Source organism: Paenibacillus agilis, assembly GCF_007786455.1.
Classification (GTDB): domain Bacteria; phylum Bacillota; class Bacilli; order Paenibacillales; family Paenibacillaceae; genus Paenibacillus_B; species Paenibacillus_B agilis.
The window spans coordinates 426,429-442,031 of record NZ_VNJK01000003.1 but is presented as its reverse complement, the minus strand read 5'-3'; the positions used below and the strand labels follow the sequence as shown (position 1 = coordinate 442,031).

Annotated in this window: 17 protein-coding genes; 1 reads left to right on the top strand and 16 read right to left on the bottom strand. The window is 45.3% G+C overall.

What is annotated here, in order from left to right; all coding sequences use genetic code 11:
* Positions 1-30: 30 nt before the first annotated feature.
* From FPZ44_RS20935 to FPZ44_RS20865, 16 genes are all read right to left on the bottom strand, one after another.
* Positions 31-696, bottom strand: coding sequence for a putative phage tail protein (locus tag FPZ44_RS20935; protein WP_144993557.1), 666 nt, complete (start codon positions 694-696; stop codon positions 31-33).
* Positions 693-1,748 (bottom strand): baseplate J/gp47 family protein, encoded by a 1,056-nt coding sequence (locus FPZ44_RS20930; protein ID WP_144993555.1) that lies wholly within the window; start codon positions 1,746-1,748, stop codon positions 693-695. Before FPZ44_RS20930 ends, FPZ44_RS20935 begins: the two co-directional genes overlap by 4 nt.
* The gene (locus tag FPZ44_RS20925; RefSeq protein ID WP_186786169.1) at positions 1,741-2,169 is read right to left on the bottom strand and encodes a DUF2634 domain-containing protein; all 429 of its coding nucleotides are present in this window, start codon (positions 2,167-2,169) and stop codon (positions 1,741-1,743) included. Before FPZ44_RS20925 ends, FPZ44_RS20930 begins: the two co-directional genes overlap by 8 nt.
* Positions 2,169-2,429 carry a DUF2577 family protein gene (locus tag FPZ44_RS20920; RefSeq protein ID WP_144993551.1) on the bottom strand — a complete coding sequence of 87 codons (261 nt, stop codon included), beginning with the start codon at positions 2,427-2,429 and terminating at the stop codon, positions 2,169-2,171. Before FPZ44_RS20920 ends, FPZ44_RS20925 begins: the two co-directional genes overlap by 1 nt.
* Before the next feature lie 12 nt (positions 2,430-2,441).
* Complete coding sequence (locus FPZ44_RS20915) at positions 2,442-3,425, bottom strand: XkdQ/YqbQ family protein (RefSeq protein ID WP_144993549.1); 984 nt, start codon at positions 3,423-3,425, stop codon at positions 2,442-2,444.
* Entirely contained in the window at positions 3,409-4,062 is a 654-nt protein-coding gene (locus FPZ44_RS20910) for a LysM peptidoglycan-binding domain-containing protein (protein ID WP_144993547.1), read from the bottom strand. Before FPZ44_RS20910 ends, FPZ44_RS20915 begins: the two co-directional genes overlap by 17 nt.
* 15 nt (positions 4,063-4,077) lie before the next feature.
* On the bottom strand, positions 4,078-5,940 hold the full coding sequence (locus FPZ44_RS20905; RefSeq protein WP_144993545.1) for a phage tail protein: 1,863 nt from the start codon (positions 5,938-5,940) through the stop codon (positions 4,078-4,080).
* A gap of 15 nt (positions 5,941-5,955) precedes the next feature.
* The gene (locus FPZ44_RS26560) at positions 5,956-6,120 is read right to left on the bottom strand and encodes a hypothetical protein (protein ID WP_186786168.1); all 165 of its coding nucleotides are present in this window, start codon (positions 6,118-6,120) and stop codon (positions 5,956-5,958) included.
* Between the two features lie 20 nt (positions 6,121-6,140).
* Positions 6,141-6,563, bottom strand: a complete 423-nt coding sequence (locus FPZ44_RS20900; protein WP_144993543.1) for a phage tail assembly chaperone — start codon at positions 6,561-6,563, stop codon at positions 6,141-6,143.
* A 126-nt stretch (positions 6,564-6,689) separates the two neighbouring features.
* Positions 6,690-7,115 (bottom strand): phage tail tube protein, encoded by a 426-nt coding sequence (locus FPZ44_RS20895; protein WP_144993541.1) that lies wholly within the window; start codon positions 7,113-7,115, stop codon positions 6,690-6,692.
* A gap of 55 nt (positions 7,116-7,170) precedes the next feature.
* Positions 7,171-8,238 carry a phage tail sheath subtilisin-like domain-containing protein gene (locus tag FPZ44_RS20890; RefSeq protein ID WP_144993540.1) on the bottom strand — a complete coding sequence of 356 codons (1,068 nt, stop codon included), beginning with the start codon at positions 8,236-8,238 and terminating at the stop codon, positions 7,171-7,173.
* 13 nt (positions 8,239-8,251) lie between these two features.
* Positions 8,252-8,686 (bottom strand): hypothetical protein, encoded by a 435-nt coding sequence (locus tag FPZ44_RS20885; protein WP_144993538.1) that lies wholly within the window; start codon positions 8,684-8,686, stop codon positions 8,252-8,254.
* 492 nt (positions 8,687-9,178) lie between these two features.
* Positions 9,179-9,499, bottom strand: a complete 321-nt coding sequence (locus tag FPZ44_RS20880) for a hypothetical protein (RefSeq protein WP_144993536.1) — start codon at positions 9,497-9,499, stop codon at positions 9,179-9,181.
* Between the two features lie 103 nt (positions 9,500-9,602).
* Positions 9,603-10,091 (bottom strand): hypothetical protein, encoded by a 489-nt coding sequence (locus FPZ44_RS20875; RefSeq protein WP_144993534.1) that lies wholly within the window; start codon positions 10,089-10,091, stop codon positions 9,603-9,605.
* A 170-nt stretch (positions 10,092-10,261) separates the two neighbouring features.
* Entirely contained in the window at positions 10,262-11,371 is a 1,110-nt protein-coding gene (locus FPZ44_RS20870; RefSeq protein WP_144993532.1) for a D-alanine--D-alanine ligase, read from the bottom strand.
* 109 nt (positions 11,372-11,480) lie between these two features.
* A complete protein-coding gene (locus FPZ44_RS20865) occupies positions 11,481-12,479 on the bottom strand; it encodes an amidase domain-containing protein (protein ID WP_144993530.1) in 999 nt (332 codons plus the stop codon).
* A 266-nt stretch (positions 12,480-12,745) separates the two neighbouring features.
* On the opposite strand from FPZ44_RS20865, the gene acnA reads away from it, so the two are divergent.
* Positions 12,746-15,472 (top strand): aconitate hydratase AcnA, encoded by a 2,727-nt coding sequence (gene acnA, locus FPZ44_RS20860; protein WP_144993528.1) that lies wholly within the window; start codon positions 12,746-12,748, stop codon positions 15,470-15,472.
* The last annotated feature ends 131 nt before the right edge of the window (positions 15,473-15,603 follow it).

Here is a 15,603-nt window from a genome sequence, read left to right as displayed (position 1 = left end):
CTTAAATGCTTATCCTTAATTTATTTCTAATCACTGTTCCGCCATCGTTAAGCCTATACTTGAGCGCACGATCGGCAGGCGGTAGTCGAATACTTCGGTTTGAGCCCATGTCAGCTTCAAATCATCGAAATCGTTCCAGCTTAACAACAACTTGTCCAAGTTGGCCCAAGACAAGTAAGTATATTCGTACTCAATACTCAAATGCGCTGGAATTAACGCCCGCAGAGAGGCCTGTAAATCTTCTAAGTTCGGTGGAATGCCCATCTTGCCAATGAACGTAATCACGATCTTATATTGAGAAGCAAACTCTTGAACACTAACCTCACCATTCGAATACGATTCGGCTACACTACGAATGACGTCGGCTGTTACCGTGCCAATCCCTCTCAATTTAGACTTGATAACCGCTCGTCGCTGATCAAGTGGCTTCGTCGGCTGTACAGGAATGCCGCAAAAACGTTCCCATCTATCCAGTCCGAAGGTAGCTGTATCGACATAGAACTGACGCAGCAGTTCCGCCGTATCCCCAGCTGCTTTTCCAAGTCGAGCCGCTTCTGTATCTAACAATTCCCGATACAACAGCGATTCGAGTAGAAATTCTGGAACCGACTGCCGCATTTGCTCCCTTACAATTGCAACTTCATTCGAATTGGAAGCAAACTTCATAGTTCCTTCTTGTATACGGCCTGCGATCATACAACCTTCACCGTCCCTAGTACGGCGACTTGGTCAGCTTCCAGTACAAGGTTCTGAGTTCCGCCGTTCAAGCGCAGGCTAGTGTAATCCAATACCGAAGACGAATCCAGCACAGCATTCGCAATGCGTGCAATCCTTACAACAGGATCGCGGAATGCTAACTTGCCCAAATAATCCGTCGTACCGCGCTCAATCTCAGCGCGAACAAGAGCTAGATCAGTTCCCTCTTGCGTCAAGGAAACATCCACTTCGATATGAATAGGAACTTCCTTAGCCGCAACAATGGTAACTTCTGCGCCAATCGGACGCATTTTCTCGATATGCTGCTTCACCTCATCGATCAATCCCTGAGCTGGAGCACTTTTTTCTGTACTCAATAGAACAACCTTTACGGTTCCAGGGCCGTTCCACACGGGAAATACCTTCGCATCCCCTATACCCGCAATGTCCATGGCCCATTGCATATAATGATCCACATTGCCGCTCGTTGCAGGATTACGTACCTTCGCCAACAAGCGAGCCAACAATTCGCTATCTGTCTCCCCTTCATACCCCCCATATGTAGGGCTATCGTTCGTTACAGACGTCACACCCGCCAGCTCCGTAATAACCGCGTTAATCAAGCCCGCGGGCACGTTGCCAGAAACACCTGACTCCACTGCGGCGATATCAACTCGAACGGGCTGAGTATCTGCGAATATCACTTCTTGCATTGTCTGGAACAGTGTCCCACTTGCGGTAGCTACAATGGCGCCTTTCGTAATAACAGATCCAGCACGGCCGCTGAATCGAACGCTGCCTTGTGCAGCTTCTGGGGCTTTACGCTGCAAACCATGCTCGTCAGCTCTCATATCGAGATAACGACCATTCGTAGTCTCAGCGAAACCTAGCCTTAACACCTCTTCCAACTGCTCATAAACTTGCTCCAACTGAAGAGCTGCCGGGGATAGCACATCATAGACAAAAGTCCCTTCCCGTTTGGCTACTTGCGAAGCTTGTAAACCTTCCAGCATTTCATCAAGTAGCTTCCTCCATGTTTGCTGTTCATACATCGACTGTCACCTCCCCGTAAATCGTATTGACGACTACATGTATACGTAGTTCGTCTCCAATCAATTGGATATCTGGCGGCTCAATGTCCGAGATATATGGGTTCACTAGCAAGGCCTCCCGAATAAATCGTTCAGCTTCACTGCGCTGGATAGCAGGTGTATAGGCGCTGCCGATTAGTGTTTCAAACTCGCTGCCATACTCCGAACTATATGCCGGATATCGATAGCGCTTCGTTTTCAACACCTTGTATACCCATACTTTCAAGGCTTCATTTCCTGCTAAAATAACAGGCTGTCCATCTCGCAAGACAAAATCATTTTGTTCATAGTCCCAGGCATACTCTTGAAACAAAGGCAGTCCTTCTACTTGCTCTATTGCAGTGTCCGATGTCTCTTCCATAAATGGAAAGCTCGTATCCATCACGGTCTCACCACCCTGCATAACACGACAAATTGCTGATTATCCACTAACGGCATGACCGCTACTTTTTCGCCTACTAACAACTCGCGACCTTGTAGAAAATCAGCAATCCATAGTTCATCTCGATCTAATTCCAGCCCCATTACCTTTACTTTAAAGTTGGGTATTGAAGCTGTTACTTCTCCAATTAACATGGTAGGCGGATTCAGCTTCGCCCCTTGCTCGCGAATATAATCCACCAACCACGACCACTGCGACATTCCGCCACCTCCTTATTCGGCAACTCGCTCATCCATCATCTTCTGGAATTGCAAATCCAACTGAATTGAATGCTGACCATTCTCAAACGTATGCGTGTCCCCACCAACAAAAAATAGACCTGTTCTGCCGAACAAGCCATGATTCATCTTGATCATATGTCCTGTGATCATATCGATCATATCGGGGCCTCCCTGCACTTGTGCGGAAGCCGTTCTTTGCATTCCCATTAGCTGAGCTGTACCCGTCGTCTTTACATCTTTCTTGTCTTCTTTTTGCACCGTTGCTTGAAGTTTACCGTATCTATCTTTCCAACCTTTATTCTCAACCGTGTCGAAAAGCTTGCCATCTTGGTCTATAACACGAACAACATTGATCATACTCTCGATATCTTCATCGTAACTAGCATCAAGCAAATTCGAAGCAGATGAAAGTGTTCTTTTCGCAACGACTTCTCCAGAGGCAACAACGGTAAGTTTGCCTTTGTCCATACGAGGAATAAACAACGGCCTTCCTTTTGTCTTTTTTGATACTAACGTATAAGCTACCATAATCGCTTCATAAGCCGTTTTCCCCATATGAATAAAACTTAGCGGCACCTTCGAATCAGGTAACTTTCCGACAGGCACACCCAAATCTGCACATATCATCTTCACGATCTTTTCCGCTTGCAAATCTTTAAACTTCATCGATACACTTGATTTCAGCAAATAGATGAGGCGATCATACGCACTGTAGCTCACTTCCAAACCACTAAGTGTTTTCCCTTTTCGGAAAATATAACCTTGAAACAACTCCTGCTTATCATCTCCGTATAAAATGACGACCTCACCTACCTCCATAGCTACATAAGGCAGGTTGCGATCCATTTTTGAAGTAAGAACAGAGAACTCAAGCTTGCGCGCCGCTTCGCTCAACGTGCCGCTCCATGTGATACGAGTTACCAGCGATGTAATATCCTCTGTATGTCCTGAACGGGATTTATAAATCAGCTTCACGAAGCGCACCCCAATTCAGTACAAATTTATCGCCTGGCTCTAAATTATGATTCGAATACAAATCAGCATTAAGCTTCTCAAGACTCCGCCACTTCTTGCCGTTACCAAGCAGCTTACGTGCAATCCAATACAGCGTATCTCCATTTTTCACTACATATGATTTAGGCCCATTCTTCAGCAATTGCAGTTTTCTTTGCTTCAGCTCTTGATTACTTGGGTTTCGATAATCCAAGAAACGATACTCTTTTAAATCAAGTGTGAAATAGACATCCTCAGGCCCATGCTTTTGTGAATAGTTAAAGTTCTCAATCGCCATTGCCTCATTAATGCTCAAACCCTGCCCATAAATAATAAGACGAATCGGCTCTCCACTGTCGCGCCACTTTTCGATACGCTTCACACTTACTTCCGGTGTAGGGAAATGTGTATACTGACAAAGGCCATCATCTCGAATCGGAAAATAAGAACTGAGCGAAATAGCCTTTAATCTGCGCTTGCCTATCACATTGACTTCTCCAAGCTGATGAATGTTAACCGGAGTCAACGTTGATCCCGTCTGCATTTCAAAGGTTTGTGGTGGAACAGCTAGTCTAAGCTGCTCCTCGCCGTTCCGAAAAGACAACCAGAATTCAATCATACTCGTTCACCTCCTTTAAGCCATGTTAACAACGGCTCCTTCCAGCTCAGCGCGCAGCACTTGTGCCCATTTTGCAAAGTCGGCTTCTTCACGCGCTACTGGGTGATTTAAATTGATCGTAACGCCGCGTCCACCAAATCTGCCATTGCGATATTGATTCGCTTCCTGAGCAGTAAGCACAGCCTCATTTTTATGAAGCAAGGCTGGATAATTATCTCTCGGCACCGTACGCAAACCTGCCGCATGCGGCTTCGCTTGCGGATCTTTACGGTCTTGCGGCGGTGTTGTCTCGCCCGTTATCCAGTCCACGAGGTTGCCGAATCGATCACCGAGCCAGCTCATCGTGTTTTTAATCGCATCCAGAAGCGGCTCAAATACGCCCCACAACATTTCAATAGCAGGCTTGAACGTCTGCTCAATAACAAAAGCGGCCAAAGTCAAGGCATCCTGTAAAAAGGTGAAAATAGGCTGCATTGTTTCCCAAGCCTTCGTTAAAATATTTTGAATCGTCGGCCAAGCTTCCTCCCATACCTTCCATAACCTCTGAAATACATCCATAACCGTACTAATAAGAGGAGCAACGGTAGCAAACACTGAACCAAGTGCATCTTTGAAAATAGGCATATTCGCATCCACCCAGGTGAACACATTTTTAAATAACCCCATAAATTGTTCAAAGATAGGCCCCATCGTAGCACTAACTTGTCCAACCGTCGTTTGAATCCCATTAATGATTTCTGGCATCTTAGGTTGAATCCAACTAACAAAAGCAGTCAAATGCCTTACCACAGCACTAATACCGGCCCCTGCAAATGTTCCAAGTGTTTGAAACACAGGACGGAATCCTTGCACCAAAGTAATTAACTGGGTTAGACCTGGCTTGATTGCTGTAAGCATCCCTGAACCAGCATCCTGCAAACCCGCTGTTAATGAATTTTTGAGCGTATTAGCCATCCCTTTGCCTGTTTTCGCATAGTCGTTTTTTCCATTTGCAAAGGTATCAGTGAGACTTATATCTTTGTCATTTTTAACTTCTGAAAACTTACCTTCCTTTGCAGCCTTCAAACTATCTTTGCTTGCTGTAAAGCCAAAGTCTGCCAAAGCATCTGCTTTGCCACCCTGAAGTTCTTGCAAAGCATTCACTGCATCCCCTACTGTTTTTCCTGGGTTTAAAGCTGCAATATTTTGGGCTGCAGTCAGCATGTCCTTTGCAGCTTGAGTGTCACCGCCAGTGATCTTGATAGCATCCATGCCAGCCTTCATCATCTCATCTGCCGAAAACGGACCTTTAGCTCCCTGCTCACGGATATCATTCACAAATGCAGTTGTTTTTTGCCCAGCTGATCCATCATTTTTTGTATCCCCTACGGTACGTGACATGCTCAACATTTGATGCTCCAGATCCATCGCACTACCAACTGCCGAGGTTATACCCTGAGCCAACATTCTACCTACATTTTGTGCTAATTTACCTAGCCCTGATAATTGGTTCGCAATTGGCTGCGCATTAGCAGTCATTGGTACTTGAATTGGTTTATTTCCTAGATGGATGGGGAAGAATAACCCCCAGTTACTATTACTTATAGCAGGCTGTACCGCAACAGTTCTTTGCCTCTTCTTCTCATCCGGGTTAGCTTCATTGATTGCAGATGTGTCGACCTTCAACTTATAAGTCTTATCAAAAATTTCATCCAACGTCTTGCCGATATTTTTCACGGTCTCATGCATCTTTCTGAACTCGCGCTGCAGCTTCCTAGCCTGATTAATCGAGCCAACTAGACTGCTCACACCACCATCACTCGGCGTTCCTGAAGCCCCCGCCGAACCTGCACTACTGCCTGAACCTCCAGCTGCTGCTCCACCTGTACCTGTACTCATCCTTCTTCACCCCCTCTATAAAGCGGACATCGTAACGAACACATTGCCTGTCTTCGCGGCCTTATGGCGCTCTTCCAATTCCATCTCAAAAAACGCACGGATAAGGTGTCGCTCGCCCGCTGACATCGACTGTATAATAGAAGGCCGGATGCCTTTTCGGCTCCAATAGTAATAGAGCATTTCGCCATAGCCATCCGACCTTATTCGTTTTTTAACTCTTCCAAGGAACCTTCACCAAAGCCAGAAAGCGAAGAAATGATGTTGTAAAGCTGTGTAATTTCACCAGGCAAAAGAAGCTTCGAAGATTCCAACAATTGTTTCGGTGTAGAAACCCCATATGCATCCAGCAAGCGCTTATCTTTTAAATCAGGTTCCACGATACCTTTCAATAACGTAAACAGCTGAACTTGGCTCGCGCTGAAGCTTTCCAACTCTCCCTTTTTACTAACAGACATGGAGATTTCTTGGATTTCTTCAAACTCATCCATCGTTAACGCTTGGCACTTGAAAACAACCGGCTCACCAGCGTTCTGGCTAAGACGCTTAAGCTCTACTTCTTTAGAAGGACGGCTCAATTTGCCTTGCCCCAAGCCTAGCAAAAGATCAAATGTAGATTTACTCATATTGATAACCCCTTTTCTGATTCCATGAAAGTATGAAAATAGCAAAAAGACGGCATACGTTGTACACCGCCTGTCATTGACTCATTTTTGCAGCAAACGTTAAGCCGCATAGTCGATTCCACACCATTAAATTGACGCAGTTACGACCCAGTCTGTAAATGTAAATGGCGCCTCAATCTCGCCCTTCTTCTTCAATTCCCAGTTGATTAAGCTTAGGTCATTAAAGCTAGCATCCTTAATCTCAATAATCTCAACCCCATCAACAGATGGATCTTTAAGTTTGGAGATAATGCTGAAACGAGGATTAATGCCGCGCTTAATCTTTTCACTGATCAATTTGATCATACGAGAATTCGCTTTGTGCATTTTCAACGTGCCTGTACCTTTATAGCCCATAAATTTGGAATCTGTTGCAAACTTACCGGTAATAGGTACATCTTCCTTTTCAATCTCGATTTTTGCTTCAAGGGATAGCGCTTCCGCTACATAATCCCCTGCCATCCATACCTCACCAAACGTCCCGGATATTACTTGTTCACCAGTAAAAGCCATCTATAATTCCTCCTTAATCGTATCGTTACAAGTTATAATTTGAACAACATTTTCCTTACAAATAAACACTAATCTTCACGTCTTCGATTGCATCCAACGGACGCTGTGTTGCCGCCAAGAATACTTGATCACGTGTATTCGCTTCTTTCAACTGCTGCTCTGTCATCTTAGCAACTTCCTCAGCGCCAAGAATCGATTTCAAGTACGTACGCTGCGCAGCTAGATCGATATCAATGATATTTTTACCTGGATCAAGAATACCTTCTTGCTCCAACACTTCGTAATACGCATTAATTGCAGAAATGAGCAGCAGCTTATTCATATAAGAGTTTTGCACCTTGCCAACGTAATGATCCTCGATCGTTGCTTTCATATCGTGGTACGTCTTGTTCAGGATGCGCACGACTTTAATCTTCTTCCAGTCTGCACCTAGTGCTTCTGTAACCGTTAAGAAAGAAGTAACACCGCGAGCAATTTTCACTTTTTCGCCGTCATGGAACAAAATCAATTTGCCAGCCTTAACAGCTGCATCTGCATCTGCCTTCGTCAGCTTCGGTACATTCGTCACTTCAGGGAGTGTTTGGAATGTCGGTGCCACCGTCAAAGGCAAGCCAGCAACCAAGCCAGCAATACGAGCCGTATATTGACTAGCTGTATACGTCTTCGCACCAACTTCAATGTTGTCGGTAGCAAAGTTAATAACAGCAGGATGATCCGCTGCTGCATGCGGCAGCACAGCGAGAATACGGCGCTCTTTATTCGTAAACATCGTCTTCGCCCACGTGGATAGAGCCGCAACTTCAGTATCCTTAACACCAGGGAAAGCAACGACATTGAATGTAATTGTCTCCAAACGATCCAATGCAGCGCTATAATCAACAGCCGCAGCCGGGATCACAACCAACTTCACTTCCTTAGGAAGACCAATCATCCCTTGTTGAATATAAGCTAAGTTTTCAACACTCAATCCAGCTGGTACATCCTCGATACCGAACAACGTATATTCCTTCACTTCATTTACTGATGCATCTTTCAATACAAGTGCCAGTACACCAACAGCACCTTGTTCTACAGCACTTGCTGCTTTTTGTTTGAATTCAATTACTACACTAGGCAACCCCATCGATTATTCCTCCTTAATAATGAACAGATACTTTTTTAATAAGATCATGCTGTACAGTCGGATCCTCAAGCTCTGCCGCTAACGTAATGCGGACAAATGTGTCTGCTCCTCGTGTGCCACCTTTTACAGACACCCTATTGAACACGTTCCCACTGTTGTCTTTCAGTTGATGTAAAGCAGTAAAATGACTGCGAATACGCTCAGCTGCGGTTAGCTGTGCTCGCCCATCGGGCACATCCCCGATTAACGGTGGCACATATACCACTTGCCAAGTCACTTCTGACGCTGTCGTTCTAGCACTCGCACGCTCGTCTTTAGCCTTTAAGAGCTGCACCCACACAGCAGGTCGCTGCGGTGCAGCTGGCAAATGCCCTGCATACCACGCCGTTACTTCTGGCAGCAGCGAACGCATCCGAGCTTGCAACGCCTCATAGCTTGCTTCCCACATCGTAGATCGTTTCCCCCCTCCTCCTTAACCAACTTGTAGAGATGTCGTAAAAACGTCCCCACTGTTCGAACACATATGTTGGCACAAAAAAATCAAACGCAAACCGAATCACACATGTTCTGCGCCTGCCCGCGCCTTTGTTCCATTGTGGAACCGGTGTGTCGTTTGCGTTTGATTTCGTAATATCAATTTAACATGTCTAGAACAAAACGCTTGATGGAGTTCCCATTAATTAATTACGAACGTCTGTTCTTATTTTTGCGTTAAATCATTTCGCTATAATTGAGTTTCTTATGCGATCTCTTGTTTTCTTAAGTGGATAATCTTTGACGTCTTTTTGATCCATCTTTGAACGCTCCATGATTTATCCTCGATTTATTCATAACGAATCAATTTCACATGTAATAGTGACGAAATTTCATGCAAAAAAGGCCATCCCGAAAGGAATGACCTTTGATATACTCAAAAGTTACTGTAATAAAATGAACCGACTTACACTTTCTGCTCGCCAAAGAACATCTCAAAAGCTAGCGCTGTTTGTATGCGTGACTCTTCATCCGTCAGCTTGCGCACTAACTCCATCTCAACCTCTGTTACCTCTTCTCCCTGGAAGTTAATTTCCGCGATAGAAGCAACGATTTTGACAATGGCAACTGCCGTATTATCTGGCGTATACGCAATTACTTTTTGACCCGTTGGGAAAATACGCAAGCCAGATTTCTTCATCTTCCCGCGTCCATATTCTAATAATTCATACAGCTCTTGCTCGCTTTTAAACTTGCATACCGAATTGAACTCTGTCTGGAACCCCATAATAACCGCCCCTCCCTACATCTGATACTTCTATTGAAGCATGAAACCCCACGGGATGGCAATGTGAGATAGGCGCAGCTCGTCAGCTCATCCTAACAAAGAATTAGCTAATGCGAAGTAATTCCTTCTCATTTAACTTACGATCAATAAGCCTCTCGATGCGCAGCTGCAGCATCTTCTTCAAACGATCTCGTTTTTTCGCTGGCAGCTTACGAACCCGCACCTCTTGCTCTACCTTCTCATGTATCCTAGCGCTCATCTTCTGGACAATGGTCTGCCGTGCTACCCCTTTCGTATGTGCATACTCAACAAGTGACTTACCTTCCGCAGTTGCCTTGTGCCAAGCATCCGCCCCCAATCCAAGTTCAACGAGTACCTCACTAAGCTGAAGCCGCTTCATTTTCAAACCTATATGCTCTTTTCCGATAGGCCGCTCCCGCTGCTCTTGAATGGAGTCATGCTCCCCAGTTGAAGGAGCCGTATAGGCGGTAAATACCTCTTCATTTGTAAATGCTCCTACATGTATTGCTACAAATATATTCGCAGCAACAATAACACCCAACATAGCAAACCTTGAAGCTTTCCGTTTCATATTGATTTCCCTCCGTTGATACTTATATAGAAATCAGTATGTCCACGGAAATTTCATCTCTTTCACAAAAAAAAAGCGTGCCGACAACTTACACGAAGTAAGCTGAGCAGCACGCTCCTACTTAATTATCTATTCACGATCCTGTAGTTATCGATGATGCATGTTTACGATTACGCATTTACATAATGAAGCTTCTGTTTCGCTGCAAAACGATTCAATGCAAGTTCAATCAAGTCATCCAGCAATTCCTGATACGGCTTGCCTGTTTCTTTCCACATCAAAGGATACATACTGTACGGCGTGAAGCCTGGCATCGTGTTTACTTCATTAATAAACACTTGATTGTCGGAACGACGAACGAAGAAGTCTACACGCGACAATCCAGAGCCATCAATCGCACGATAAGCACGAACCGCCATTTCACGAATGCTAGCAGCCAGCTCAGTATCGATCTCAGCTGGGATCTGCATGCCGGATTTTCCATCGATATATTTTGCTTTGTAGTCGTAGAATTCATTGGAAGAAATGATTTCTCCCGTTACAGAAGCTTGTGGCTCGTCATTCCCCAATACACTTACCTCAACCTCACGAGCATCTACAAATTCTTCGATGATGACTTTGCGATCATATTGAAGAGCAAGCTCGATAGCTGCGATTAGCTCTGCACGATTACGCGCCTTCGAAATGCCTACAGATGAGCCAAGATTAGCTGGCTTAATGAAGCAAGGATAGCCGAGTTCCTCTTCCGTTTGACGCAAAATTTGCTCCTGATCACGATTCCATTCTGCTCCGATAAAATGAACATATTGGACTTGCGGCAAACCTGCATCTGCGAATACAAGCTTCATAAACGCCTTATCCATACCGACAGCCGATGCCAGTACGCCTGCACCTACATAAGGTACATTAGCCATTTCGAACAAGCCTTGAATCGTGCCGTCCTCACCATTCGTTCCATGAATAAGCGGGAACATGACATCGATAGCAGGTTCAGAGGCTGTACTTGCACTGCGATCCAAGCTGCGGAACAACATATCCATTGCTTGAACTGTTCCACCTTTGGAATCTAGCAATTTCAGCTGCTCTTTATCCGCAAATGGTGCGTTCATCAAGCTGCCTACACGCCATTCCCCTGCTTGTGTAATAAAGAATGGGATAATTTCATATTTGTCAAAGTCAAAAGCATTCATAACTGCGAACGCTGTTGATAACGATACTTCATGTTCTCCGGATTTGCCGCCGTACACAAGGCCGACGCGCATTTTACGTTGTTTATCCATAAGCCCCTCCAAATAGCGCACTTCGCGCAGTTAGTCTATTCATGACGCACCTTAGGCTTCGCTGACTGTACCAAAATACCGGCAACATGCAATTCATAACTTCAAGCGGTTAGAATACGTCTGATATGTGGAAAAAGCGATACGCTGTCGCTTCCGTCCATGCGTAAGAATCTTGATAATCCCAATAACGGTGACGGCTGTTCGTCGTATGGGCGTTCACGAGTGGCATTCCATTCAAATCGAATGCAGTTACGATTGAACTATGCTGATAATGTCCGTTGCCGTCCCAATCATAAAGGACAACATCTCCAAGCTTGAGTTCATTTGGGTGATCCACTGCAATTGCTCGCAATCCAGACTGATTATGTGTGAAATAACTCTCTAAGCTATTGGATACCGCCCAACTGTAGCTCCACGCTTCTCGATCGGCTACCATCCCTCTGTACCACCAGCCTAATTCTCTTTTACCAGTATAGTTCATGGGTGCTCCACCTGCAAAGAGACATTGTGATACATAGTTCGTACAATCAACCTCGAAGTGTAAAAATTGAGGGTTAGGTTCATTCCAATACAATTCTGCATATTCTACAGCCATTTCACGGCGATAAGGCGTCAAGTTGGTTGGCTTTGATTGTCCAAGTACATTTCGATTCAGAAATGGACGTGTCGTAGAACGATGCTCCTGCAGCAGCTTTTTATCCTGTATGAGCGTTGACATCGGTTTACGTTCTGGAGCAGCATGCTCGATCTGAGCAATGACCCAATCACCTTCTTCTTTTACAAGCACGACCCTTTCCGATTCCAGCCGCTCTTCTATTAATGTATTTCCTTTTTGCTGGCCGACACGTTGAACATGGAACTCCAAGTCAACATGTACTTCTCCCTCTGCCTCACGCACACGGTTCAATTTGGCCTTCGTTTGGGACTTGATTGGCTCAAGTTCACGACTCCGATACCATTCGCGCAGCCGCTGCCTGCGTTCACTCATCATGAGCACATATCTTCTATCCGTAATTGGCGTAAGAAGTGCTTGAGGGCGTTCGTCTACTTCGTGTCGGTTATGTTGCTCAACATAAGCATATAATGTCGTCTTCCATGCCTGCCTCATCTTCCTGCCTCCTCCTGTCCATCGCCTATTCATCTAAATTCATATGTATGCACAACTTGTCTTGTACATGTCGATGTGAAACATTTAGGCATATTTTTGAAGCAAAACATCTTTACCAGCGTCACTAGAAACGATATACTTGTATTGTAAATATGAAATGGGGTTTCATTAGATGAAACATTCATTTGATAAAGAGGATTTGAGGAGTTTATAACGATTACCACTAACTAGATATTGCAATCACAACCATGAAGGAGGTCCTTTACATGACAAGAACTAATGCATATTCCGCTCAGCGCGAGCTGACAGTCGGAGGCAAGTCCTATCGTTACTACAGCTTGGATGCACTAAACACACAAGGTTTCAACAGCATTTCTCGCCTACCGTTCTCTATTAAAGTTCTTCTTGAGGCAGCAATTCGTCAATTCGATGGTCGTGCAATTACGCAAGAACACGTTAAGCAAATCGCGAACTGGGCTGAAGAGCGTGATGGAAACAAAGAGATTCCGTTCATCCCTGCTCGTATCGTATTGCAAGACTTCACAGGCGTACCTGTTGTCGTTGACTTGGCAGCAATGCGTGACACGGTTAAAAAAGCAGGCGGCGATCCAAAGAAGATCAATCCGCTCGTTCCAGTAGACCTCGTCATCGACCACTCTGTCATGGTAGATGCATTCGGTAGTAAAGACGCTCTTGAATATAATATGAACATTGAGTTCGAACGCAACGAAGAACGTTACCGCTTCCTTCGTTGGGCTCAAACGGCGTTCGATAACTTCCGCGCTGTACCGCCGGCTACAGGTATCGTTCACCAAGTTAACTTGGAGTACCTTGCTTCTGTAGCAGCTACCAAAGAAGTAGACGGCGTAACAGAAGTATTCCCTGACTCTCTAGTGGGTACAGACTCCCATACAACGATGATCAACGGCCTTGGTGTTGTTGGTTGGGGTGTTGGCGGTATCGAGGCAGAGGCTGGTATGCTTGGACAACCACTTTACTTCGTTACACCAGAGGTTATCGGCTTCAAACTAACAGGTAAATTGGCAGAAGGCGCAACGGCAACTGACTTGGCTTTGACAGTTACACAAATGCTTCGTAAAAAAGGCGTTGTTGGTAAATTCGTTGAGTTCTACGGTCCTGGTCTTGAGCAGCTTGGCTTGGAAGACCGTGCAACGGTTGCGAACATGGCACCTGAATACGGCGCTACAATCGGCTTCTTTCCAGTTGATAACGTAACATTGAACTTCTTGCGCGCAACTGGTCGTAAAGAAGAGCAAGTACAACTCGTTGAAGAGTACTACAAAGCACAAGGCATGTTCCGTACAGCTGACATGGCAGATCCGGACTTCTCCGACACAATCGAGCTTGATATCAGCTCCGTTGTACCAAGCTTAGCTGGACCAAAGCGTCCGCAAGACCGTGTTGAACTGACGAACATGAAGAAAGAGTTCAACGACATTTTGCGTACACCATTGGATAAAGGCGGCTACGGCTTGTCCGATGAGAAGATCGCTGAAGAAGTTACAGTTCAGCATCCTAACAATAAAGTTAGCAAGATGGGAACTGGTGCGGTAGTTATCGCAGCAATCACATCTTGTACGAATACATCCAACCCTAGCGTAATGCTTGGTGCAGGTCTCGTTGCGAAGAAAGCAGTCGAGCGCGGCTTGGTTAAGCCTGAATATGTCAAGAGCAGCTTGACACCAGGTTCCCTCGTCGTTACAGAGTACTTGAAGAAGGCGAACCTGTTGGAGCCGCTTGAAGCGCTTGGCTTCCATGTAGCTGGTTACGGCTGCGCAACTTGTATCGGTAACTCCGGTCCACTTCCAGACGAAGTAGGCCAAGCAATCGCAGATAACGATATGACAGTAGCAGCAGTACTTTCCGGTAACCGTAACTTCGAAGGCCGTGTACATGCTCAAGTGAAAGCTAACTACTTGGCATCTCCACCACTCGTTGTTGCTTATGCGCTAGCTGGAACGGTTAATATCGATTTGTCCAGTGAGCCAATCGGATACGATCAGAACAATGAGCCTGTATACTTGAAAGATATTTGGCCTACTTCTGAAGAAGTACAACAAGCTGTTGCTCAAGCAATCAATCCGCAAATGTTCATCGATAAATACGAGAACGTATTTACACAAAATGAGCGTTGGAATGCAATCGAAGTGCCTAAAGGCGAATCTTATGAGTGGGATCCGAAGTCCACTTACATCCAGAACCCGCCGTTCTTCGAGAACTTGAGCGACGATCTTGATGATATTTCCGACATCAAAGATGCTAACATTATGGCGTTGCTTGGAGATTCCGTTACAACGGACCACATCTCCCCTGCTGGTAACATCAAAGCAGACAGCCCTGGTGGCGAATATTTGATTAACAATGGCGTACAACGCAAAGACTTCAACTCCTACGGCTCACGTCGTGGTAACCATGAAGTAATGATGCGCGGTACATTCGCGAACATCCGTATCCGTAACCAAGTTGCACCGGGTACAGAGGGCGGCGTAACGAAGTACTTGCCAACTGACGAAGTAATGTCAATCTACGATGCTTCCATGAAGTATCAAGCAGAAGGCAAAAATCTCGTCGTTATCGCAGGTAAAGAGTACGGTACAGGAAGCTCCCGTGACTGGGCAGCAAAAGGTACGTACTTGCTAGGCGTCAAAGCAGTTATCGCTGAAAGCTTCGAGCGTATCCACCGTTCCAACTTGGTAGGTATGGGCGTAATGCCACTTCAATTCGAAGCGGGTCAAAGCTGGGCATCTCTTGGCTTGACTGGTCGTGAGGTAATCTCTATCGAAGGATTGTCCAATGCAGTACTACCAGGCCAACAAGTGAAAGTAACCGCTGTACGTGAAGACGGAACAGCATTTGAGTTCAACGCAATTGTACGTCTAGACAGCATGGTTGACGTTGACTACTATCGCAATGGCGGTATCTTGCAAACGGTTCTTCGTCAAATGATCGCTAACATGCGCACTCATGCTTAATTGAATTTTATAAATAGAAAGAGGTCCTTCCGAGCAGCTTCCTGCTTAGAAGGACCTCTTTGTTTGAAATGACTGTACGTTCCAAAAGATAGGCATTTGCATATGATGGATTACCCAAATGTAAGCCTATT